A 21,258-nucleotide genomic window follows, 5' to 3' on the forward strand; every position below is an offset into this window, starting at 1 on the left:
CCTCATTGTCCCAGGGACGTCCCCTCCAGGCGGGCCAGCGCGCGGGCGGTGGCGTCGCGGGAGCGCAGGTCCAGCAGGCCGTCGGTGCCGGCCAGCCGGTGCCTGGTCTCCCGGCCGGCGAGCCGCAGCAGATCGGGCAGCAGATCGGTGCAGCGGTCGGCGACCCAGCGGGTGCCCTTGGTCGCCATCCACCGGACGCTCGCCGCCGCGCCCGGTCCGGGCCCGCCGGGGGTCGTGGACGGCGGTTCGCCGTCCGACAGGCCCCGGGTGGCCAGGAGGTCGTGGAACTCCCGTGCCAGCAACCGGTGCCCCAGCTCGCTGGGGTGCAGCCGGTCGGCGCTCCAGGCGGCGCGGTCGGCCACCCACGGATGGCGGGCGGCGTGCAGGTGCACGGCTCCGTACCGCTCGGACAGGGCGTGCACGACCTGGTTCAGCGCGGCCATCCGGCGGCCCAGCGGACGCGCGAGCGGCCAGGGCAGGCCGAGCATGCGTCCCGGGTCCGGCAGGCAGGCGGTGAGCACCTGCGCGTCGTGGGCGCGCAGTTCACCCACGACGGCGTCCAGCCGGCGGGCCACCGTCTCGATGTCGAAGGTGCCGCGCAGTGTGTCGTTGGCCCCGATGACCACCGAGGCCAGGTGCGGCCGGTGGTCCAGGGCCCGCGGGAGCTGCTCCTCGACGACGTCCTTGGTGAGCGCGCCGCTGCGGGAGCAGTTGAGCAGGCTCACCGCCGAGGGCTCGGCGGCCAGTCCCGGTGCCAGCAGCGCCGCCCAGCCGCGCCATCCGCCGGCGACGGGGTCGCCCAGGCCCGCGGTGAGCGAGTCGCCGAGCGCGGCGAAACGTATCTCCCCGGTGCCGTTGGACGCGGCACCGGCGTGCAGCGGCGCCGGCACCCCGGCCGGGACCGACGATGGGACCGGCGGCGGGGCCGGGATCCCGGCCGGAACCCGGGCCGCGGGTCTGGCGCGTCCGGGGGCGATGGGGGTACCCGTGCCCGCCGTCGTCATGGCCTGACCTCCGAGGCGGTCGGCGAGGCGGTCGGCAGCGGCGCGGCGTCGTGGGCCGCGAGGAAGGCGTTCACGGCGGTCGGCCAGCCGTAGCGCTCGGCCTGGGCGCGGGCGATGGCCCGGCGCATCCGCTCCGGGCGGGACAGGAGGTGGCCGACGGCGTCGGCGAACGCGGGGCCGTCGTCGGTGGCCGCGGCGCCGGCCGGACCGAGGATGTCGGGCAGCGCGGAGAGCACGCTGGCGACGACGGGGGTGCCGCAGGCGAGGGCCTCCAGGGCGGACAGGCCGAACGTCTCCACCGGGCCCGGCGCCAGGACCACGTCGGCGGTGGCCTGGAGGGCGGAGAGGGTACGGCGGACCGGGACGTGCCCGAGGAAGGTGACCGGCAGCCGGGCCTCCCGGGCCCGCGCCTCCAGACGGGCGCGCATCGGCCCGTCCCCGGCGACGACGAGGACGGCGTCCACGCCCTGCCGCCGCATGTGCGCGAGGGCCTCCAGAGCGCGCCCGGGCCGCTTCTCGGGCGACAGACGCGAGCACATCACCAGCAGCACCTCGGCGCCGCCCGCGTACCGGGCGCGCAACTCCGGGTCGTGGTGCGCCGGGTGGCACGCCTCCAGGTCGACGCCGAGCGGTGCCCGTACGACATTGCGGGCCCCGATCCGCTCGAACTCCGCGGCCGCCCAGGCGGTCGTGCAGACGATGCGCGAGTACCCGTACGCACTGCGCCGGTTGAGCCCGTCCGCGGCGCTGCGGGCGAGGCGGCCGGGCACGCCCCAGGTGCGCAGCACCCCGTCGACGCTCTCGTGGGACACCATGACGGACGGCACCCGGCGGCGGCGCGCCCACTCCCCGGTCCAGCGCAGCGTCGTGCGGTCGGAGACCTCCAGCCGGTCGGGGCGCAGGCCGTCCAGCACCGCCTCCAGCCGCGCCCGGCCGGCCAGCACGCGGTAGCCGCCGGTGCCGGCCACGAGGGGACCGGGGAGGGTGACGACCCTGCCCTGGGAGGTGCTCTCGTCCCGGGCGGCGGGTCCCGGAACGACCAGGACGGGGTCGTGACCGGCGGCGAGGTAGCCCTCGCCAAGGTGGCGCAGCGCGGTACGCAGGCCCCCGGAGGTGGGCGTGACGAAGTTCGCCAGCCGGACGATGCGCAGCGGGCCGGTCATGCGGCAACCGCCGTACGTGCGTTGAGGACCTGCGCGTAGTGGTGCAGCAGCAGGTCGCCGACGGCCTCCCAGGTGCGCGCGGCCACGTCGGCGCGCCCCTCGGCGCCGAACTGGTCGCGCATCGCCGGGGCACCCGCCAGGAGCCGCACGGCGCCGGTGACGGCGTCGATGTCGCCGGGCGGCACCAGCAGCCCGGTGCGGCCGTGGTCGACGAGGTCCAGGGGGCCGCCGGCCGCGGGGGCGATCACGGGCAGCCCGCTGGCCATCGCCTCCTGGACGGTCTGGCAGAACGTCTCGAACGGCCCGGTGTGGACGAAGACGTCGAGGGAGGCGTAGATCCGCGCCAGGTCGTGCCCGGTGCGGCGGCCGAGGAACACCGCGTCCGGCAGCGCCTCGCGCAGCCCCGGGGCGCTCGGACCGTCGCCGACGACGACCACCTTCACCCCGGGCATCCGGGACGCGCCGGCCAGCAGCTCCACGTGCTTCTCCGGGGCGAGACGGCCGATGTAGCCGACCAGGACCTCGCCGTTCGGGGCGAGTTCGCGGCGCAGCGCCATGTCGCGGTGGGCCGGGTCGAAGCGGACGGAGTCCACGCCGCGCGGCCACAGGTGCACGCGTGGGACGCCGTGCGCCTCCAGGTCGCGCTGGGACGCGCTGGACGGGGCGAGCGTGCGGTCGGCGGCCGTGTGCACCGCGCGGATGCGGCGCCACGCGGTGCTCTCGCCGAGGCTCAGGTAGGTGCGGGCGTATCCCGCGAGGTCGGTCTGGTAAACGGCGACCGCGGGGATGTGCTGCCGGGTGGCCGCGGCCATGCCGCGCACCCCGAGGATGAACGGGCTGGCGAGGTGGACGAGTTCGGCGCGGTGGGCGGCGATGGCCGCCGCGGTCCTGCGGCCGGGCAGCGCCACCCGCACCTGCGGGTAACCGGGCAGGGGCAGCGACGGGACGCGCACGACGGGGCACGGCTCGTCGCCCGGCGTCGCGTCCTGCGGACCCGCGGGCGCGATGACCAGCGGCTCGTGGCCCCTGCGGACCAGGTGCTCGGCCGTGCGCAGCGCGCAGTGGGCCACTCCGTTGACGTCGGGAGGGAAGGACTCGGTGACGATGGCTACTCGCATAGGGACGTTGTCGGCTCCCCGGGCGTTGTCAGGGCCACGTGGATCTTTCTCCTTGTGGAACGTGCCGTGAGCGTTGGCCCCGGATCGGGCCTTCCGGCCGCGGCGGCGCCCCTCGGTCTCCCCCGGATGTCGCGCCGCGCCGCGTGGCGTCAGGCGCCGTCGGCCGGCCCGGGCGGGAGTTGCGCGACGAGCACGGGGCCGGCCGTCAGGTCGGCGTGCGGGAGGCCGGCGCCGAGTCCTTCGGCGAGGCGGTGGAACAGGCCGCGCGGGCCCAGGGGGCCGTGGTCCTCGGCCTCCGGTACGGCACCCAGGGCGCGCGGGGCGGGGGTGAACCGCCGGGGATCGCGGCCGGTGTAGCGGTCCGGGTGGAGGCCCGGCAGGGTGTTGATGCCGGTGACCAGGTGCCCGTCCTCGGCATAGCGGAACTCCACCATCGGCTTCTCGTCCGCGTGCAGCACCAGGGCCCGGGTCCCCGCCGAGACGTCGAGGACCGGCCGTTCGTCCTCGACGCAACGCCGACTGCCGTGCTCCCAGGCCGAGGCCCACTCCCCGGACCGGCCGGCGCTGACGAGGTACCCGTCGTCGGCGTACGGCAGGTCGCCGTAGGTGCCGGCGAGTTCGTCCCGGCCGAGCAGGGCCGGGGGCCGTCCACGCCCATCCGCTCCAGGAGTTCCCGCGGCGGGATGCCGCGGGCGAAGGTCAGGCTCAGCGGCGGCAGGTCACACCCCTAGGTCCAGTCCAGCCCCGGCATGTGCCACCCTCCCGCTCGGTGTTCCGGCCCCGGGGACGCGGTGGGCGGGGGCGCCGGCACCCTCGGCCGGGGGGCCGCGGCCTACCGCGCGGGATCGCCCGAACTGAGGCGGCCTCGGACGGCCGTCTGGACCTCGGCCTCCTCCGCGGGATCCGCGGCGAGCCGGCGCAGTTGGGCCAGGACGCGGACGTCCGAGGTCGTGGCCGTGCGGGCGGCGAGTTCGCGGGTGGTCTCCTCGCAGTCCCAGAGGCACTCGACGGCGAGGCCGGCACCGAAGCACGGATCGGTGCGGGCGAGTGCGTGGGCGGCGACGCCGCGCACCTGCGAGGAACTGGTCTCGCGGTAGACATGGCGCAGGACGGGGGCGGCGCACTCGATGGAGAGCCGGCCGGCGCCCTCGACCAGGCCCGCTAGGCCCTCGGCGTCGGCGCCCTCGCGCTGGACGAGGCGGCGCAGCGCGCCGAGCACGTGGTCGGCGTCCTGGGCTCCGCCGCGGCAGGCGAGCATACGCGCCGCCGCGGCCCCGAGGACGTCCTCGCGGTGCGACCAGGCGCGGGCCCGGGTGAGGGCGGCGACGCTGCGCATCCGCTCGAAGGACTCGACGGCGGCGCGGACGACGATCTCGGACTCGGCGACGGCGGCGGCCTCGATGAGGTCGAGGGCGTCGCGGTCCTGGCGGTCGGACAGGTGGCGGACGGCGGCCGCGCGGGCCGCCTCGGGACCGCCCCGGGCCGCTTCGAGCAGTTCCTCGCGGTCCTCGGGTGCGGCGACGGCGGCCAGGCAGCGGGCGGCGGGGGCGTCGCGGTGCTGTGGCGGATAGGCGGCCAGGCCCTCCTGGGCCCATTCCAGTACGGCCCGCACGCTCCAGCCGGGGGTCGGCCCGGCGGGCCGCATCTGGCGCTGCCACCGGTCGAAGGCGGTCTGTTCGGAGGCCTTGCGCACGCGTTCCGAGACGGCGGGGTCCGGATCCTCGGCCCACAGTCGCCAGGGCCGCGGCTCGTACGCCTCGCGGAGCGCGGCGGCGAGCTGGGCGTCACCCTCCGTGGTGCGGGGGAACCGGGCGAGCACGGCCGGGCCGAGCGCACGCAACGCGTCGTCGTCGTCACGCACGGCGAGCTCGTCCAGGGCCCACTCCCAGTTGCCGCCGGTGGCGGCGTAGCGGCGCAGCAGAAGCAAGGCGTCGCGGCGGCCGTAGCCCGCGAGGTGGCCGAGGACGGACAGGGCGAGGCCGCAGCGGTGCTCGTCGGGGCTGACGATGTCGTCGGGGTGGAAGAGGTGCTGTTCGATCCCGTCGAGCGGGCCCTCGAGCTCGGAGTACAGGCGCGCGTAATAGAGGGAGCGGGACTCCACGCGCCAGTCGTGACGGGGGTCGCGCAGGACGCACTGCTCCAGCGCGGCGAGCGCGTCGGCTCGCTGCGCGGCGAGGGCGTGCAGGGTCCCGTCGCCGCGTCCTCGCTGGAGGAGGCCGAGAAGGGTACCGCTGGGCGCTATGTCGGGGTCGAACATGAGGTCAGCATCCGGTGCGGGGGGTCGGTTGGCAACGGGATTTTCCGTTACCGGCTGCGAGGTATCTTCGCAGATCGTCCCGGGTTCAAACCCTTTGCACGGCACCCGGGCGGCTGACGAAGTACGCCCGCGGGGGGCGGCCCGCAGCTTACCCGGACCGCGGCATTCCGCCGAGTCGTCCGGCCGCGAGAGCCCCGAAGGCTTCTGGCATATGCCAATAGCACCACCGGATCGGGTATTGCGGAAACCCTTACGGGCCATCACTCCTTGTGCAACAGTCGTGACTGGCCCATCCGTACGGCCCGTTGAGGCCGGCGTCCGGTTCGGAGACATGTTCGGAGAGCGTCATGCCGCCCCATTTGCATGAGGATCGCGCCGCCGCGAAGCCTGAGCCCGGCACCGTGGACGCGCTCATCTCCCAGACCCGTCAGCTGCGCGGCAAGGTCGACGCCGTGCGCCGCGACGCCGCCGCGGACGACGAGGAGGACCCGCAGCTGCGCTGGCAGCGCGCGCTGTGCGACCTCGCCGTCCACCAGCTCGACGACCTGGGCGCGCAGCTCGGGCAGCTGCGCGACGGCCTGCCCGCGACCGGCGACCGGGACCCGGGCGCCGAGCCGGGCGGTGCCGCCTACGCGTCGCGGGCGGCCCGGGAGGTCTCCGTTCCCGCGCCGGTACCCGGCGCCGTCCAGGCCCTGGGGCGGGCCGGCAGCGCCGAGTGGAATCTGGTCACGGACGGTGTCCAGTGGTCGGACGAGCTGTACCGAATCTTCGGGCGCACCCGTGCGGAGGGACCGCTGACCCTGGACGAGCTGCCCTCGTGGCTCTTCGCCGAGGATCAGCAGACCCTCACCGCGGCCGTCACCGGCTGCCTGGTGGACGCCCGGCCGATCGACTGCGAATTCCGCATCGTCCGCCCGGACGGTGCCGTGCGCACGGTGCACATGGTGGGCGAGCCGGTGCTCGACGCCGTCGGCGCCACCGCCTCGATGTGGGCGGTGCTCCGCGACGTCAGCGAACTGCGCCGCAGCCAGCGGACACTGCGGGAGACCCGTGACTCGCTGCAGCGCGAGCGGCAGATCGCGCAGACCGAGCGCCGGCTGGCGGTCGAGCTGCAGGAAGCCGTGCTGCCGCCGTGGCGCGGGTCCCTGCGGTTCCCGCAGGACGGCGGCCCCACCACCGTCGACCTCGCCGCCCACTACCTCCCCTCCTCGACCGGCGCCCTCGTCGGCGGCGACTGGTACGACGCGCTGCAACTGCCCGACGGCTCCGCGCTGCTCACCGTGGGCGACCTGACCGGGCACGGGGTCTCCGCCACCTCCGGCATGGCCATGCTGCTCGGCGCGCTGCGCGGCATGGCGATGACGGGGCTGGAGCCCGCTCCACTGCTCAACGGGCTCAACCAGCTGCTGGACGGCTCGGCGCAGCCCGTGCTGGGCAGCGCCCTGTGCTGCCGTTACCGCCCCGAGGACCGTTCGCTGGTGTGGGCCCAGGCAGGGCACCCCGCCCCGCTGCTGTTCCGCGACGGGACGGGGCGGCTGCTCGACGCGCCCGAGGGCGTGCTGCTGGGCGCCACATCGGGCGCCCGGTACGGCCAGGCGACCGAGCGGCCGGCCCCCGGCGACCTCCTGGTACTGCACACCGACGGCCTGCTGCCGCGCCGGGCCGGTGCCGCCTCGGCCGCGGCCACCGCCGTGCGGCGGCTGCTCGACCTCGGTCCGAGGTTCGCCCTGGCGCGCACGCCCCAGGAGTGCGTGCGGATCGTGGTGGAGGAATTCGGCGCCCCCGAGCGCGAGGACGACGCCTGCGTGCTCATCGCCGCGTTCCACTGATGTCCGTGTACCACCGACCGCCGCGCGAGTACCGCGCCGCACCGGAGGCGGTGCGGGCGGTCGACGCGTGGGGTCGTCTCGGCGAGTTGCCGATGCAATGTCGATAGATGGACATGGGGACGGCATCCGGGAGAGCCGGCTCATTCGGCGTCGAGTCGGCTGATCCCATCGATGGGTGTCCGCGACCCCATCGCGCGGCCCTTCGTCCGCGGGTCGTACGCGGGCTCGCCCACTGACGTGTTCGCGGGCTCGTCCGCGGGCTCCGCGGGGACTCCGCTCAGATGGCGGGGCCCTTGCGCTTGGGGCCGCTCGGCAGCGCGATCTCGATCTCCTCGCGCAGATCCTGGATCCCGATGAAGTCGGAGTACCGGGCCGTCAGCCGGTACATCTCCCGCAGCCGGTCCCAGGTCCGCAGTGACGAGTTCTGCCTTATGGTCAGCAGCGCCAGCCGCGCGTAGCGGTCCGCCTGCTCCGGATCGTCGGCGATGAAGCACGCGGAGGCCAGCGAGATGTAGTCGAAGATGTTCGACCGGTCCCGGCCCTTGCCGCGCAGCTCCAGCGCCTGTTTGGCGTGGTGCTGCGCCGTCCGGGCCGCGAGCGGCTCGTGCTCGGCGAGCGTGCGGTACGCGAGCGCCTGCATGCCGTGCAGGTCGGCCTCGTCGAACATCTGCATCCAGCTGGGCGGCGGCACGTCGCCCCGGTCGGAGGCGAAGAGGTCCTCCGCCTTGCCGAGGGTCCGGCGCATGGCCTGGCCGCGGCCCAAGGACGCCTGTGCCCACGCCTCGATGGTGCAGAGCATGGCGCGGGTGCGCGGCAGGGCCTCCTGGCCGGAGCCGGACTGCGCCAGCTTCATCAGGTCGAGGGCCTCGTCCGGCCGGCCCAGGTGGACCATCTGCCGGGCGGCGCGGGAGAGCGCCTCACCGGCCCGCGGCCGGTCGCCGCCCTCGCGGGCGGCGTGTGCCGCGATGACGAAGTACTTCTGCGCCGTGGGCTCCAGGCCGACGTCATGGGACATCCAGCCCGCCAGGACGGCGAGGTTGGCGGCCACACCCCAGAGCCTGCGCTTGAGGTGCGGAGGGTGCTGGTAGGCGAGCATGCCGCCCACCTCGTTGAGCTGGCCGACGACCGCCTTGCGCTGCAGACCGCCGCCGCGGGACGCGTCCCAGGCGCGGAACACCTCGACCGAGCGTTCCAGGGCCTCGATCTCCAGGGAGCCGATGGGGGCGGCCTCGTAGCGGTCGTAGGAGGCGGGGTCGACGGTGAAGGGGTTGTCGGTGGTGGGGGCGTCGGCCGCGAGCGCCGGATCGGTGTGCAGCCAGTCGTACATGGCACTGCTGAGTGCGGAACCCGCGGCGAGCGCGGCTCCCGCGCCCACCAGACCGCGTCGGTTGAGCATGAGGTCCATTCCCGTGAATTCGGTGAGGACCGCGGCTGTTCGCTCCGGTGGCCAGGGCAGCCCGTCGGCGCTGACGGACTGCTTCCTTCCCGTACGCCGATGCCGGCCGAACCCGAGATCCTCGATGGTTACGACACGGCCGAGACGCTCGGTGAACAGGGCCGCCAGCACGGTGGGTACGGGTTCGCGGGGGGATTCCCCGGTATCGATCCAGCGGCGCACGCGCGAGGTGTCCGTCGCCAGCTGCGGGTGGCCCATGGCCGCCGCCTGCCGGTTGACGAGTCGCGCGAGCTCCCCTTTGGACCATCCGGTGAGTGCGAACAGGTCCGCTAGCCGTGAGTTGGCTTCCTTGTCCATTCAAGCCCCCAGGTTCCTCGGCACCTTTGACACTAACGGCCGGTCAGCGCCGCCGCGAGCATTCGCCAGGGTTCGCCAGGGTGCGCCAGATGGTCTGCCACCCGCACGCGGTGGTCAGGTAGGAACGCGCCACCCGGCCCGGCAGTCGCCGGCTCGCGAACGGTCGCATATGAACAACTTTCGAAAAACGCCGATCAGCGTTGAACACCTCGAGAGCCATGTGCGTACTGGTACGCGAGGGGCGTACGGCGCGTGGACAGTTCGGACCGCCGGCCCGAGCCCGCATTCCCCAGGGTGCGGGACCGGACGCCGACTCCGGCTCCGGATCGTCCACGCGCCGGCCCCGCACCCTCGTCAAGAGCTCGTTGGCACACGAAGGGATCTGTCTCCCCATATGTATTCAGCATCGTCCTCCGTGTCCGCACCGCCCCGGCCGACCCAGATCCCGGGATTCACCGGGACCGGGACCGCCATACGGCCCCGCCCGGTGCTGCCCGCGCCGCGCAGGGGCGCGCCGGGTACCTCCCATCCGCTCGGCGGGAGGCTCGACTTGACCGGCCCCCAAGGCGCGCAACTGCGCTCGGCCATCGCCTCGGTGCAGCGCATCTGTCCCGAATTCACTCCCCTCCAGATGCTGCGGCGCAGCGGCCGCTCGGTGCTGCTGGTCGGCACCTCGGGCCGCGCCCCCGCCGTCGCCAAGTGCCTGCTGGACCACTCCCCCGCCTGGGTGGAGCGGTACCGGCACGAGATCGCCGCGTACCGGGCGTTCGTACGGCACCGTCCGCCGGTCCGGGCGCCGCGGCTGATCGCCGCCGACCCAGAGAGCTGCACCCTCGTCCTCGAGCGGATGCCCGGACGGGTCGCGGCGCTGCAGCGGCACCCGTCGGAGGCCCCGCCGCGGGCGGATGTGCGGATGGCGCTCAGCGCGATCTCCCGGGTCAACATGTGGCGCCCGCCGGCCGGGGTCTTCGACGCCCCGGTCGACTACGCGGCGCGGCTGTCCCGCTACCACGAGCTCGGGCTGCTCACCGACCGCGACATGGGCGACCTGCAGAAGCTGCTGCACGGACTGGCGCACGCACAGGGCCAGTTCAATCACGGCGACGCCCTGCTCTCCAACATCCTGCTCTCGCCGGCCGGCCCCGTGCTGGTCGACTGGGAGCACGCGGGCTGGTATCTGCCCGGATACGACCTGGCGGTGCTCTGGATGATCCTGGGCGACGACCCGGTCACCCGGCGGCAGATCAGCCAGATGGCGCAGGCCGCGGGGCCGATCGCGCGTGACGCCTTCCTGGTCAACCTGATGCTGGTCGTCACCCGCGAGATCCGCACCTACGAGACGGCCGTGCAGCGCACGATGCGCAGCACCGTCCCGGTGGGTCCGGGCGCGGCCGAGGCCGGGGAGGAGCAGCGGCTGCTGCTGCGCCGGCTGCACGACGACGCGGGCCTCGCCCGGCGGGCCGTCCGGGCCGCCGTCGGTACGCGGTGATCCCGGGGCCGGTTCCCGGACGGAAGAGCAGGAACCGGTGTGTGGCGGACGGGACATCACCGCGGTCACGGACCCGGGGGCCAGGGGAGGGTCCTCCGGTGCCGTCGCGGTGCCGCCGCGCGGCCATCGGGCCGGAGCGGCACCGCCGGTGGTCCAGTCCACTGACGCACCGCAGGCCATGGCGCCCGTGCGGGGAAAGCTCCCGGCACGGGCGCTGACATGCGTAAACCGCTGTCTCGGCGCGTAGTTGACGGATCGTCGAGCAAGGGATACCTCTGTGGTTTCCGAACGGGCCCCGTGCGTCACCACAGGAGGCTGCAGTGCGAGGAACCACCCCCCACAACGCGAGACGCCCGCGCAAGGTCGTCACCGCCGCCACGGTCTCGGTGGCCGTCGGCGCCCTGCTCTCCGCGCTCGCGCCGCTCCCCGCGGCCGGCGCGACCACCCCGGACGAACCGGACGCACCGCTCCAACGGGCCTTCACGGAGGCCGCCGAGCGGTACCACGTGCCGGAGAGCGTGCTGATGGCCGTGGCGTACATGGAGTCGCGCTGGGACACCCACCGCGGACTGCCCAGCGTCACCGCCGGATACGGGCCCATGCACCTCACCGACGCCCGTACGGCCCTCGCCGACTTCCCCCGCAGGGGTGACGGTGGCGACGACCCTCGCGGTGACGTCGGACGCCCCCTCGTCGACGTCGGTCTGCCCGCCGTGGACACCCGTGCGCTGCCCTCGACGCTGACCACGCTGGAGCGCGCCGCCTCACTGACCGGGCTGAGCGCCGGACAGCTGCGCGAGGACCCCGCCGCCAACGTGGCGGGCGGCGCGGCGCTGCTCGCCCAGGCCCAGAAGTCGCTGGGGGCGACGCCGAGTTCCGACCCGGCGCGCTGGTACGGCGCGGTCGCCCGCTACTCGGGCGCGGACGACACCGCCACGGCCGCCGTCTTCGCCGACGACGTCTTCCAGGTCGTCCGGGAGGGCGCCACGCGCACGACGGACGACGGGGAGACCCTCGTCCTGGAGGCGCACGCCGGCCTCGCGCCGGACACCGCCCAGCTCCGCTCGCTGGGCCTGCGCACCGTCGCCGCGGACGGGACCGAGTGCCCGCGCACGATCGCCTGCGAATGGCTGCCGGCCCCGTACGAGGAGTACGGCACCGGGGACTACGGCAATCACGACCTCGCCGACCGGCCGCACAGCCAGAAGATCGACTACATCGTCGTCCACGACACCGAGGCCACCTGGGACACCACCCTCCAACTGGTCCAGAAGCCGGACTACCTGGCCTGGCACTACTCGATCCGCTCCGCGGACGGCCACGTCGACCAGCATGTGAAGACCAAGGACGTCGGCTGGCACGCGGGCAACTGGTACGTCAACGCCAAGTCGGTCGGCATCGAGCACGAGGGCTTCCTCACCGATCCGGGCACCTGGTACACCGAGGCGATGTACCGGGCGTCGGCCCGGCTGGTCCGCTACCTGGCCGCGCGCTACGGCATCCCGCTGGACCGGCAGCACATCCTGGGCCACGACAACGTCCCGGGCCCGACGGCGGCGAACATCCCCGGCATGCACACCGACCCCGGCCCCTACTGGGACTGGGCGCACTACTTCCGGCTCCTGGGAGCGCCCTTCGGGCCGACCGCAGGGCCGGACAGCGCCCTGGTGACCATCGCCCCGGAGTACGTCTCCAACCGGCCGCTCTACACCGGCTGCGCGACCGCCGGCGACACCTGCCCGTCGCGCGGCTCCGCCGCGGTCCGGCTGTACACCGAGCCGCGCGAGGACGCCCCGCTCGTCAAGGACGTCGGTCTGCACGGGGAGGCCCCCTCGACGACCGGGGTGAACGACACCGGCGCCCGCGCCTCGACCGGCCAGCAGTTCGCGGTGGCCGAGCGGCGCGGCGAGTGGACCGCGATCTGGTACCTGGGCCAGAAGGCATGGTTCCACGACCCCCGGGCGCACCGGACCGCCGTGCCCGCCACGGGCTGGGTGGTCACGCCCAAGGAGGGACGCGCCGACGTCCCGGTGTACGGACGCGCCTACCCGGAGGCCGCCGCCTATCCCGCGGGCGTCCCGGTGCAGGCGGACTCCCCGCTGCCGTACAGGCTGCCGGCGGGCCAGAGCTACGCCGTGGGGCAGGTCACGCGCGGCGAGTACTACCGGGCGGTCACCTTCGACGCCTCCCAGCACGTGGTGGTACGCGGGAAGCAGCGCTACTACGAGATCCAGTTCGGCCACCGGGTGGCCTGGGTCAAGGCCGAGGACGTGACCCTGCGTCCGTCCTGGGCCCGGCTCAGCCCTGCTGGAACATCTCCGCGGGGAGGGGCTTGAGCAACTGGTAGAGGTCGTCGGTGATCGGCCGGTCCCAGGTCGCGATGGTGACCAGGACGCCGTCGCTGCGGTCGAACTGCGTACAGGCGATGCGCCCCTCGGAGAGCTTCACCTTGCGCACGATCAGCAGGTTGTCACCGTGCATGACCGGGGTGTCCTCGGTGCCGACGACCTCGACCGGCTCGTCGTTGCCCAGGGCCAGCAGCAGCTGCGCCACCTCGAAGGGGATCTGGCCCTCTTCGAGGTCGCGGGCCGGCGAGCCCTCGGGGAGGTTGCCGATCAGCATGGCGGGGCCGCGCCCGCCGAAGAGGTCGTAGCGCAGGAAGATGCCCTGGCAGCTGCCGTCCTCCCCGGGCAGCAGCCCGGCGCCGAGTTCGCCGGGCCAGTCGCCCGGGTCCATGGCCAGGACGTCGAATTCCGGCCCTGTGGGCGTTGCGGCGCTGCGGCGGCGGAGGAACGACATGGGGCCATCGTACGGTCCCCGGGCCGCCCGCGTGCCCGGGGCCGCGTCGCTACGGCGCCAGCGCCCTGGCGAGGCCCGCCCGGTCGGTGCCGATCTTGCGGTAGACGGCGGAGAGCAGCCGCGTGACGCCCTCCGGGTCGGTGTCCAGACCGGCGGCGATCTGCTCGTCGTCCTCGCCGCGGGCGGCACGGGTGGCGGCCGCCCGCTCCTGGGCGGTGAGGGCGTCGGTCTCGGTCGTACGGAGTCTGCGGGGGCGCAGCCCCGCGGCGGCGAGTTCGTCGCGGGCCCGCTCGGCCAGGCCGTCTGCGCCGCAGTGGACGGCGGTCTCCAGGCCCCGGTAGAGCTGCTCGGCGGCCTCGTGGAGCCGGGCGTCGCGGCGCAGGGCGGCGCCGTGGTCGACCAGGGCGCGGGCCAGTTCGTATCCGGCGGGTGACCGCTCCAGGTGGCCGACCGCCTCGTGCAGCAGTTTGAGCCGGTCGGGTTCCGCGGCCACTTCGGCGGCGACGCGCAGGGCCTGGCCGATGGCGGACGAGGTGCCGTACTGGCGGGCGCGATCGACGGCCTCGGCGGCCGTGGCGCGGGCCCGGTCCGGGGTGTCCTGGGCCTCGGCGAGCGCGAGGTGGAGCTGCCAGGGGCACCACGCGGGGTTGCGTATGCCGCGCGGATCCAGCCGGCGGCCGACCATCTCGAGCTGGGCGATGGCGTCCTTGGTCATCCCGCGGGCGAGCAGCAGTTCGCCGTAGACGGCTTGCGCGTCGGGGAAGACCACGGCGGCCGGGAACGGCTCGCAGAGTTGGTACTCCTCGGCGAGGGCGGTGGCCTCGCGGACCCGGCCGCGGGCCACCAGGATCGCGACCAGGATGGCGACCCCGTACCACTGCACGGGGATCCCGCGTCCGACGCGGTCGGCGAGGCGCAGCCCGTCGCGGGCGAAGTCCTCGGCCTCGGCGAGGCGGCCGCGGCGGTAGCGGATGTAGCCGAGCAGCATGTATCCGAAGGCGAGGTGGGCGCCGCGCCAGCCCTTGCGCTCGTAGTCGCCGATGCCGATGGCGAAGAGCTCCTCGGCGCGGCCGGGCCGGTCGGCGTACATGTAGGTCATCGCGACGAGGGTGGGGACCTCGAAGCCCCAGTTCTCGTCGGCCCAGGGCAGCCCGCCCACCAGGGCGCGGTCGGAGTGGCGCAGGGCCGTCTCGGCGGGCTCGCCGCGCAGGGTGGCGTCCCAGGCGCGCAGGCCGATGATGTAGCGCTCGGTCAGGTCGCGTCCGGTGAGCCGGTCGGCCAGCCGGGCCAGCCGGCGGGAGCGGGCCGGGGAGTCGGGTTCGTCGGAGCGGAAGGCGTCCCACATGAACTGCTCTTCCTGCATCCGCAGCCGGGTCCGCGCGTTGGTGGCGGTGCGGGCGGCCTGGCCGACGGTGTCGGCGGCCTCGCCCAGCCGGTCGGAGTGGGCCAGGGCCTGGGAGAGCCGGTAGGTGATCGCGGCGCGCAACTCGGGGTCGACGACCGGCTCCTCGAGCGCGGCGCGCAGGTGGTTGACCGTGGTGGCCGGCTCGGTGAGCAGGGAGGAGCAGCCCAGCTCGAAGAGGACGGCGGCCCGGTCCTCGAAGGGCGGGGGTTCGCGCAGCGCCCGCGCGAGATAGCGGCGGGCCGCGTCGGGGGCGCCGGCCCGCGCGGTGTCCCGGGCGGCCTGGCGCAGCTGGCCGACGACCCAGGGATCGCCCTCGGGGTGCGTCTCCAGCAGGTGCCGGGCGGCGGCGGACGGGCCGAGTCCGGCGTCCACGACGGACCAGGCGGCCTGGCCGTGCAGGGCGACCCGGACGGCGTCGGGGATCGCCCGGTAGACGGCGGTGGCGATGAGGGGGTGGACGAACTCCAGGACGTCGCTGCCGGTGAGGATGCGCGCCTTGCGCAGCCGGTCCGCGGCGTCGGCCGCCTCCTCGCCGCCCAGGCCGGCCACGCTCGCGGCGATCGCCGGCGAGATGGACGTGCCGAGCACGGCGGCGGCCCAGGCCATGCGGACGGTGGAGGTGCCGAGCCGTTCCAGTCGGGCGATGAGGCCGCTGCCCTTGGCCGCGGCGGCGAGGTCGCGCAGCAGGTGCGCGCTGGTCTCGTCGGGGCGCAGCGCGCGGTCGAGGACCTTGGCGGTGAGCTCGACGGCCTCGAAGGGGTTGCCGGCGGTGACCGCCCATGCCTCGCGGCAGAAGGCGTCGTCCGCGTGGTCGCCCACGGCATCGCGGACGAGCCGGCCGATGGCGGTGGCGCTGAGCGGCTCCAGGCCGATGGGGCGGGTGCCGGAGCGGCCGGGCAGACCGCGGAACGCCTCGGCGTGGACGGGGAGTTCGTCGGGCCGGTAGGCCACGACGACGAGCATCGGGAGCTCCTCGGCGCGGGGCGCGAAGGCGGAGAGCCAGCCGAGGGACTCGGGGTCGGCCCAATGGGCGTCGTCGAGGACGAGCACCACGGGAGCGCGCCGGACGGCGATGTGGGTGAGCACCCAGTCGAGTCCGTCCCCGAGGCCCTGCGGGTCGGGGGGCGCGCCCTCGCCGTCGGTGCACAGCCCGAGGGCGGGGCCGACGATGCCGTACCAGCTGCCGAGGGTGGACCGCAGCGCCGCGTCGCCGGCTCCGGCGAGCTGCGGCTGGAGCAGTTGACGGGCCACGTGGAAGGCGACGCCCTGCTCCTGGTCGCCGCCCCGGGCGTACAGGACGGTGCAGCCGAGGGCCGCGGCCTTGCGGCGGGTCTCCGCGAGCAGGGTCGTCTTGCCGAGGCCGGCCGGGGCCGCGAAGGCGAGCACGCCGCCGCGCCGTGTGCCGGCAAGGGGCCGGCCCCCTTCGGCTCGAATTCCCGTGAGCTCGGCCAGCGCCTCGTCGACCGCGACGAGTTCCGTCTCGCGTTCGAGGAGCGGCCGTCGGGACTTCGGTGTGCGCCGCGCCATCGTGCACCCCCTGCCCCTGATCCGGCGCGCGCCGGGAGCGCGCCGATGATGCTCGGACGCCTGTCCGGTGGCACCTCAGCGTACGCCACCGAGGACCCTGAGTGAGTGGATAAATGCGAACTGGTGACGCCTGTTCAAAAGCGTCCGCGGAATGATCGGCTGTGCTCGTTCGGGTGAGACCACGTGCGGGAACGCGCCGGCGCACGCCTGGGCCGCGCCCATCCCGACGGGGCGCCGGCCGGCGGCCGTCACCCCGGCGGACCGGTGTACGGCGCCCCCGTTCCGGGAGCGCTGTCCCGGGCCCTGGTGCCGGACGGGCTGAGGGCGAGGGGCCGGCCCGGTGGGGCCGGCCCGGCCCCGGTCCGCACATGGCGCGCCGGGGCCGCGCCGCCCGTCCGGTGAAATGCCGTCGGTGAGGCGTCGGCGGGTGAGGCGCCGGCAGGTAAGGCGCCGTCAGGTAAGGCGCCGTCAGGTGAGGTCGAACTCGCCGTCGCGGGCACCGAGGACGAAGGCCCGCCACTCCGCCGGGGTGAAGACCAGCGAGGGACCCTCGGGGTTCCGCCCGTCCCGCATGGCGATGTAGCCCTCGATGAAGGCGATCTGGACGTCTCCCGTGCCCTGGCTGCTCGACTGCCACTCCGCGTTGGCCAGATCAAGCTGCGGCTTCTTCCCGTTGGCCAACGGCGATCCGATCGTGCTCTCGGCCACGTCCGCTCTCCTCCCGACTGCGTCGTCCGGGCCAGCCTAGCGACCGTGCCGGGGCCCGGACAGGTCATGGAAGAACCTGCCCGGGCCCGGTGGCGGTTCATGCCCGCTTCACCCTCCGGGGTGGTCGGATCCGACCACCCACATGGCGAAGAACTGCGAACCGCCGCCGTAGGCGTGCCCCAGCGCGATCCGCGCCCCGTCCACTTGGTGCCCGCCGGCCGTGCCGCGCACCTGGAGGGCGGCCTCGGCGAAGCGGATCATGCCCGAGGCGCCGATCGGGTTGGTGGACAGCACACCACCCGAAGGGTTGACGGGCAGATCGCCGTCGAGCTCCGTCACCCCCGACTCCGTCAGCTTCCACCCCTCCCCCTCCTGGGCGAAGCCGAGGTTCTCCAGCCACATCGGCTCGTACCAGGAGAAGGGCACGTACATCTCGACGGCGTCGATCTGGCGCCGCGGATCGGTGATGCCGGCCTGCCGGTAGACGTCCGCCGCGCAGTCGCGGCCGGCCCGCGGGCTGACGAAGTCCTTGCCCGCGAACATCGTGGGCTCGCTGCGCATTGCCCCGCCGTGCACCCAGGCCACCGGTCCGGGGGCCCGGCGCCCGCCCGCCTCGTCGGTGAGCACCATCGCGCAGGCCCCGTCGGAGGAGGGGCAGGTCTCGGAGTAGCGGATCGGGTCCCAGAGCATGGGCGAGGAGCGCACCTTCTCCAAGGTGACGTCCTTCTCGTGCAGATGGGCGTACGGGTTCTTCAGGGCGTTGCGCCGGTCCTTGTACGCGACGAGGGCGCCGATGGTGTCGGGAGCGCCGGTGCGCCGCATATAGGCGCGCACGTGCGGGGCGAAGAAGCCGCCCGCGCCCGCCAGCAGCGGCTGCTGGAAGGGGATCGGCAGGGACAGGCCCCACATGGCGTTGGACTCGGACTGCTTCTCGAAGGCGAGCGTCAGGACGGTGCGGTGCACGCGGGCGGCGACCAGGCTGGTCGCGACGAGCGCGGTGGAGCCGCCCACCGAACCGGCGGTGTGCACCCGCATCATGGGCTTGCCGACCGCGCCGAGGGCGTCGGCGAGGTAGAGCTCGGGCATCATCACGCCTTCGAAGAAGTCCGGGGCCTTGCCGATGACGACCGCGTCGATGTCGGCCCAGCCCATCCGGGCGTCCGCCAGGGCGCGCTGCGCGGCCTCGCGGACGAGTCCGGCGATGGAGACGTCGTGGCGGGCCGAGGTGTGGTGGGTCTGGCCGACGCCGACGACCGCCACGGGCTCCTTGCCGGTCACCGCGCTCATCGGTCCTCTCCTTCCAGGACGGCAACCAGGTTCTGCTGCAGGCAGGGCCCGGACGTGGCGTGGGCGAGCGCCCGGCGGGACTCGCCGCGGTGGATGCGGGCGGCCGCCTCGCCGAGCCGGATCAGACCGGCGGCCATCACGGGGTTGGCGGCCAGCGGGCCGCCGGAGGGATTCACCGTGACGTCGCCGCCCAGGCCGAGCGCCTTGCGGAGCACGACCTCCTGGGAGGTGAAGGGGGCGTGCAGCTCCGCGGTGTCGACGGGGGCCTCGAAGGCCCCGGCGCGTTCGGCGGCCAGCCGTGTGGAGGGGGAGTCGGTCAGGTCGCGGACCCCGGGCGCGTGGGCCTCGATGCGGTGGTCCATGCCGCGGATCCAGGCCGGGCGCGCGCACAGCCGCCGGGCGGCGTCCCCGGCGGCCAGCACGACCGCGGCCGCGCCGTCCCCGACCGGCGGGCAGTCCCCCCGGCGCAGCGGTTGGACCACGTAGTCGCCCTGCGGCCGGTCGCCCGGCTCCTGGGCGTACGGATTGGCCTCGGCGGCGGTCCTGTTGCGGGTCGCCACGGCGGCGAGGGCCGCCTCGTCCGTGTCGCCCGCGTCGATCAGCGCCTGGGCCTGGAGCGCGGCAAGGGAGACGGCGTCCGGCCACAGCGGTGCCAGGTAGTACGGGTCGAGCTGGCGGGTCAGCACGTCCCTCAGACGACCCGGCGAGGACTTGCCGTAGGAGTAGACGAGGGCGGTGTCGGCCTCGCCGGTGAGGAGCTTGACCCAGGCCTCGTACAGCGCCCAGGCGCCGTCCGTCTCCACGTGCGACTCCGAGATCGGCGGCCAGGCCCCGACTCCGTCGAGCGCCATGGTGAAGGAGAAGGCCCTGCCCGCCAGGTAGTCGGAGGAACCCGAGCAGGTGAAGCCGATCTCGCCCGCGGTGAGCCCGACCTGGCCCAGCACCTCGTGGAGCACCGGCATGAGCATCTCGACCTCGGAGAGCGCGGCGCTGTCGCGCACGTGCCGGGTCTGGGCGAAGGCCACGATCGCCACCTCGCGCCGCGCGTCGCGCACCGCCTCCCGCCTCGTCGCCGTGGTCACAGCAGCTCCTTGTAGGTGTCGTAGTCGGCGTCGGGCTCGCCGGTGGGCCGGTAGTGGTCGGGGTAGCGGCCGTCGCCGGTCCAGACGGGCTCGACGCGCAGGCCCATGCGCACCTGGTCGTACGGAATGCCGCCGATCCGTCCGTGCAGGGCGAGGCCCGCTCCGTCGAGGGCGATGTGGGCGTAGACGTAGGGCACGTCGATGTCGACGCCCTTGGCCTTGATGTTGACGATGCAGTAGGTGGTGACCGTGCCGCTCGGGCCGACCTCGACCTGTTCGTCGGTGGCGACGCCGCAGGTGGGGCAGGCGCCGCGGGGCGGGACGTAGACCTTGCGGCAGGAGGGGCAGCGCTCCCCGAGCGTGCGGCGCTCGGCGAGGCCGGCCAGGTAGCGGGTCTGGGCACGGCCGGGGGCGTAGGTGTACTCCAGCCGCGCGGGAACGGTGATGCCGGTGACGGCGCCGGCGAACTCGCCGGTGTGCGGGGTGGCTTCGGCCGACGCGGGCGGCTCCTCCGCGGCCGGCTCGAAGCACGCGATGTCGGTGATCGCCCCGGTCCGTGTCGCCGCCCAGCGGACGCGGACGCGCATGCCGGTGCGCACGACCTGCGGGCCGGGCGCGTCCAGGACGTGCAGCAGTGCCGTGTCCGCGCCGTCGAGACGGACCAGGACCCAGGCGAAGGGCGTGGACAGCGGCTGCTGTGGCCGCGGGGCCGGATTCCAGGCCCAGGTGGTGACGGTTCCCGTGGTGCCGACCTCGACGAGCTCGCGCAGTTCCTCGGCGGTGACCGGGTCGTACTCGACGGGCGGGAGCAGGACCCGCCCGTCGCCGGTGCGCACGCCGAGCACGGTCCGCTCGCGCAGCCCGGTGAGGAAGGCGCTCTGCACCGGCCCCAGGGACCGGGTGAAGGGGAACTCGACGACGAGGGGCGCGGTGAGCGGTTCGGGCATGGCGGTGGTGACCTCCCGTGTCAGGCGCGGCGGTAGACGGGCGGGCGCTTCTCGCCGAAGGCCTTCGCGCCCTCCTTGGCGTCGGCGGTGGAGAAGACCGGCCAGCCGCGATCCAGTTCGGACTTCAGCCCCTCGGCCTCGGTCATCTCCGCGGTCTCGTAGACCGACGCCTTGACGGCCTCGACGGCGAGCGGGCCGTTGGCGTTGATCAGTTCGGCGATCTCCAGCGCCTTGTGCAGCGCGGTGCCGTCGGGGACCACGTGGCCGATCAGCCCGATCCGCTCGGCCTCGGCAGCGGTGTAGGGGCGGCCGGTGAGCAGCATCTCCAGGGCGTGCGTGCGCGGGATCTGGCGGGCGAGGCGCACGGTGGAGCCGCCGATGGGGAAGAGCCCGCGGCGGACCTCGAACAGGCCGAAGACGGCGCTCTCGCCCGCGACGCGGATGTCGGTGCCCTGGAGGATCTCGGTGCCGCCGGCCACGCAGGGCCCCTCGACGGCGGCGATCACGGGCTTGCGGGGGCGGTGGTGGCGCAGCATGGCCTTCCAGTGCAGGTCGGGGTCGGCGGCGAGGCGCTCCCGGTACTCCTGCCCCGTCATCCCGCCGTTCGAGGCCAGGGCCTTGAGGTCCATGCCGGAGCAGAAGGCCCCGCCGGCGCCGGTGAGGACCACGGAGCGGATCGCGTCGTCCCGGTCGGCCTCCAGCCAGCCGTCGTGGAGGCCGACGAGCATGGGCAGGGAGAGCGCGTTGCGCGCCTCCGGCCGGTCGAGGGTGAGGACGAGTGTCGCGCCGACGCGCTCCATCGTGAGGTGTTCGGTGCCGCCCATCGCCGTCCTCCCCGCGTCGCGTACCGGACCTAGAACAGGTTGCAGTAGGCGCAGGTCAAGTTCAAT

Annotated in this window: 16 protein-coding genes; 3 read left to right on the forward strand and 13 right to left on the reverse strand. The window is 74.5% G+C overall.

Translation table 11 applies throughout. From position 1 onward, the window contains the following. Window positions 1-2: 2 nt before the first annotated feature. The 5 genes from AB0F62_RS03185 to AB0F62_RS03205 form a co-directional block, all read right to left on the reverse strand. Window positions 3-1,004 (reverse strand): SGNH/GDSL hydrolase family protein, encoded by a 1,002-nt coding sequence (locus AB0F62_RS03185; protein ID WP_361791571.1) that lies wholly within the window; start codon window positions 1,002-1,004, stop codon window positions 3-5. Further along, on the reverse strand, window positions 1,001-2,167 hold the full coding sequence (locus tag AB0F62_RS03190) for a glycosyltransferase (protein ID WP_361791573.1): 1,167 nt from the start codon (window positions 2,165-2,167) through the stop codon (window positions 1,001-1,003). The genes AB0F62_RS03185 and AB0F62_RS03190 overlap by 4 nt, the downstream gene beginning before the upstream one ends. Then, entirely contained in the window at window positions 2,164-3,285 is a 1,122-nt protein-coding gene (locus AB0F62_RS03195; protein WP_361791575.1) for a glycosyltransferase family 1 protein, read from the reverse strand. The genes AB0F62_RS03190 and AB0F62_RS03195 overlap by 4 nt, the downstream gene beginning before the upstream one ends. Window positions 3,286-3,434: 149 nt before the next feature. Then, complete coding sequence (locus AB0F62_RS03200; protein WP_361792017.1) at window positions 3,435-3,920, reverse strand: DUF6461 domain-containing protein; 486 nt, start codon at window positions 3,918-3,920, stop codon at window positions 3,435-3,437. A 197-nt stretch (window positions 3,921-4,117) separates the two neighbouring features. Then, a complete protein-coding gene (locus AB0F62_RS03205; RefSeq protein WP_361791577.1) occupies window positions 4,118-5,542 on the reverse strand; it encodes a HEAT repeat domain-containing protein in 1,425 nt (474 codons plus the stop codon). 347 nt (window positions 5,543-5,889) lie between these two features. On the opposite strand from AB0F62_RS03205, the gene AB0F62_RS03210 reads away from it, so the two are divergent. Further along, window positions 5,890-7,371 carry a SpoIIE family protein phosphatase gene (locus AB0F62_RS03210; protein ID WP_361791579.1) on the forward strand — a complete coding sequence of 494 codons (1,482 nt, stop codon included), beginning with the start codon at window positions 5,890-5,892 and terminating at the stop codon, window positions 7,369-7,371. 277 nt (window positions 7,372-7,648) lie between these two features. Here AB0F62_RS03210 and AB0F62_RS03215 read toward each other — a convergent pair whose 3' ends face one another. Further along, complete coding sequence (locus AB0F62_RS03215) at window positions 7,649-9,124, reverse strand: hypothetical protein (protein WP_361791581.1); 1,476 nt, start codon at window positions 9,122-9,124, stop codon at window positions 7,649-7,651. 394 nt (window positions 9,125-9,518) lie between these two features. Here AB0F62_RS03215 and AB0F62_RS03220 point away from each other — a divergent pair, with 394 nt between their 5' ends. Further along, window positions 9,519-10,613 (forward strand): aminoglycoside phosphotransferase family protein, encoded by a 1,095-nt coding sequence (locus tag AB0F62_RS03220; protein WP_361791583.1) that lies wholly within the window; start codon window positions 9,519-9,521, stop codon window positions 10,611-10,613. A gap of 320 nt (window positions 10,614-10,933) precedes the next feature. Then, the gene (locus AB0F62_RS03225) at window positions 10,934-12,949 is read left to right on the forward strand and encodes a peptidoglycan recognition family protein (protein WP_361791585.1); all 2,016 of its coding nucleotides are present in this window, start codon (window positions 10,934-10,936) and stop codon (window positions 12,947-12,949) included. Here the strand turns inward: AB0F62_RS03225 and AB0F62_RS03230 are convergent. From AB0F62_RS03230 to AB0F62_RS03260, 7 genes are all read right to left on the reverse strand, one after another. Continuing rightward, window positions 12,912-13,412 (reverse strand): hypothetical protein, encoded by a 501-nt coding sequence (locus AB0F62_RS03230; RefSeq protein WP_361791587.1) that lies wholly within the window; start codon window positions 13,410-13,412, stop codon window positions 12,912-12,914. The genes AB0F62_RS03225 and AB0F62_RS03230 overlap by 38 nt on opposite strands. Window positions 13,413-13,461: 49 nt before the next feature. Then, window positions 13,462-16,344 carry an AAA family ATPase gene (locus tag AB0F62_RS03235; RefSeq protein WP_361791589.1) on the reverse strand — a complete coding sequence of 961 codons (2,883 nt, stop codon included), beginning with the start codon at window positions 16,342-16,344 and terminating at the stop codon, window positions 13,462-13,464. A 468-nt stretch (window positions 16,345-16,812) separates the two neighbouring features. Then, window positions 16,813-17,052, reverse strand: coding sequence for a DUF397 domain-containing protein (locus AB0F62_RS03240; protein ID WP_361791591.1), 240 nt, complete (start codon window positions 17,050-17,052; stop codon window positions 16,813-16,815). A gap of 108 nt (window positions 17,053-17,160) precedes the next feature. Continuing rightward, window positions 17,161-18,339, reverse strand: coding sequence for a thiolase domain-containing protein (locus AB0F62_RS03245; protein ID WP_361791593.1), 1,179 nt, complete (start codon window positions 18,337-18,339; stop codon window positions 17,161-17,163). Then, window positions 18,336-19,421 (reverse strand): thiolase domain-containing protein, encoded by a 1,086-nt coding sequence (locus AB0F62_RS03250; protein ID WP_361791595.1) that lies wholly within the window; start codon window positions 19,419-19,421, stop codon window positions 18,336-18,338. Before AB0F62_RS03250 ends, AB0F62_RS03245 begins: the two co-directional genes overlap by 4 nt. After that, complete coding sequence (locus tag AB0F62_RS03255; protein WP_361791597.1) at window positions 19,418-20,368, reverse strand: OB-fold domain-containing protein; 951 nt, start codon at window positions 20,366-20,368, stop codon at window positions 19,418-19,420. The genes AB0F62_RS03250 and AB0F62_RS03255 overlap by 4 nt, the downstream gene beginning before the upstream one ends. A gap of 20 nt (window positions 20,369-20,388) precedes the next feature. Continuing rightward, window positions 20,389-21,192 (reverse strand): crotonase/enoyl-CoA hydratase family protein, encoded by an 804-nt coding sequence (locus AB0F62_RS03260; protein ID WP_361791599.1) that lies wholly within the window; start codon window positions 21,190-21,192, stop codon window positions 20,389-20,391. Between the last annotated feature and the right edge of the window lie 66 nt (window positions 21,193-21,258).

Source organism: Streptomyces sp. NPDC026673, assembly GCF_040638135.1.
Lineage (GTDB): Bacteria > Actinomycetota > Actinomycetes > Streptomycetales > Streptomycetaceae > Actinacidiphila.

Excerpts from the sequence above, each read along its gene's own strand:
- AB0F62_RS03185 (WP_361791571.1), bottom strand. The coding sequence starts at position 1,004 with ATGACGACGGCGGGCACGGGTACCCCCATCGCCCCCGGACGCGCCAGA.
- AB0F62_RS03190 (WP_361791573.1), bottom strand. The coding sequence starts at position 2,167 with ATGACCGGCCCGCTGCGCATCGTCCGGCTGGCGAACTTCGTCACGCCC.
- AB0F62_RS03195 (WP_361791575.1), bottom strand. The coding sequence starts at position 3,285 with ATGCGAGTAGCCATCGTCACCGAGTCCTTCCCTCCCGACGTCAACGGA.
- AB0F62_RS03205 (WP_361791577.1), bottom strand. The coding sequence starts at position 5,542 with ATGTTCGACCCCGACATAGCGCCCAGCGGTACCCTTCTCGGCCTCCTC.
- AB0F62_RS03210 (WP_361791579.1), top strand. The coding sequence starts at position 5,890 with ATGCCGCCCCATTTGCATGAGGATCGCGCCGCCGCGAAGCCTGAGCCC.
- AB0F62_RS03215 (WP_361791581.1), bottom strand. The coding sequence starts at position 9,124 with ATGGACAAGGAAGCCAACTCACGGCTAGCGGACCTGTTCGCACTCACC.
- AB0F62_RS03220 (WP_361791583.1), top strand. The coding sequence starts at position 9,519 with ATGTATTCAGCATCGTCCTCCGTGTCCGCACCGCCCCGGCCGACCCAG.
- AB0F62_RS03230 (WP_361791587.1), bottom strand. The coding sequence starts at position 13,412 with ATGTCGTTCCTCCGCCGCCGCAGCGCCGCAACGCCCACAGGGCCGGAA.
- AB0F62_RS03235 (WP_361791589.1), bottom strand. The coding sequence starts at position 16,344 with ATGGCGCGGCGCACACCGAAGTCCCGACGGCCGCTCCTCGAACGCGAG.
- AB0F62_RS03245 (WP_361791593.1), bottom strand. The coding sequence starts at position 18,339 with ATGAGCGCGGTGACCGGCAAGGAGCCCGTGGCGGTCGTCGGCGTCGGC.
- AB0F62_RS03255 (WP_361791597.1), bottom strand. The coding sequence starts at position 20,368 with ATGCCCGAACCGCTCACCGCGCCCCTCGTCGTCGAGTTCCCCTTCACC.
- AB0F62_RS03260 (WP_361791599.1), bottom strand. The coding sequence starts at position 21,192 with ATGGGCGGCACCGAACACCTCACGATGGAGCGCGTCGGCGCGACACTC.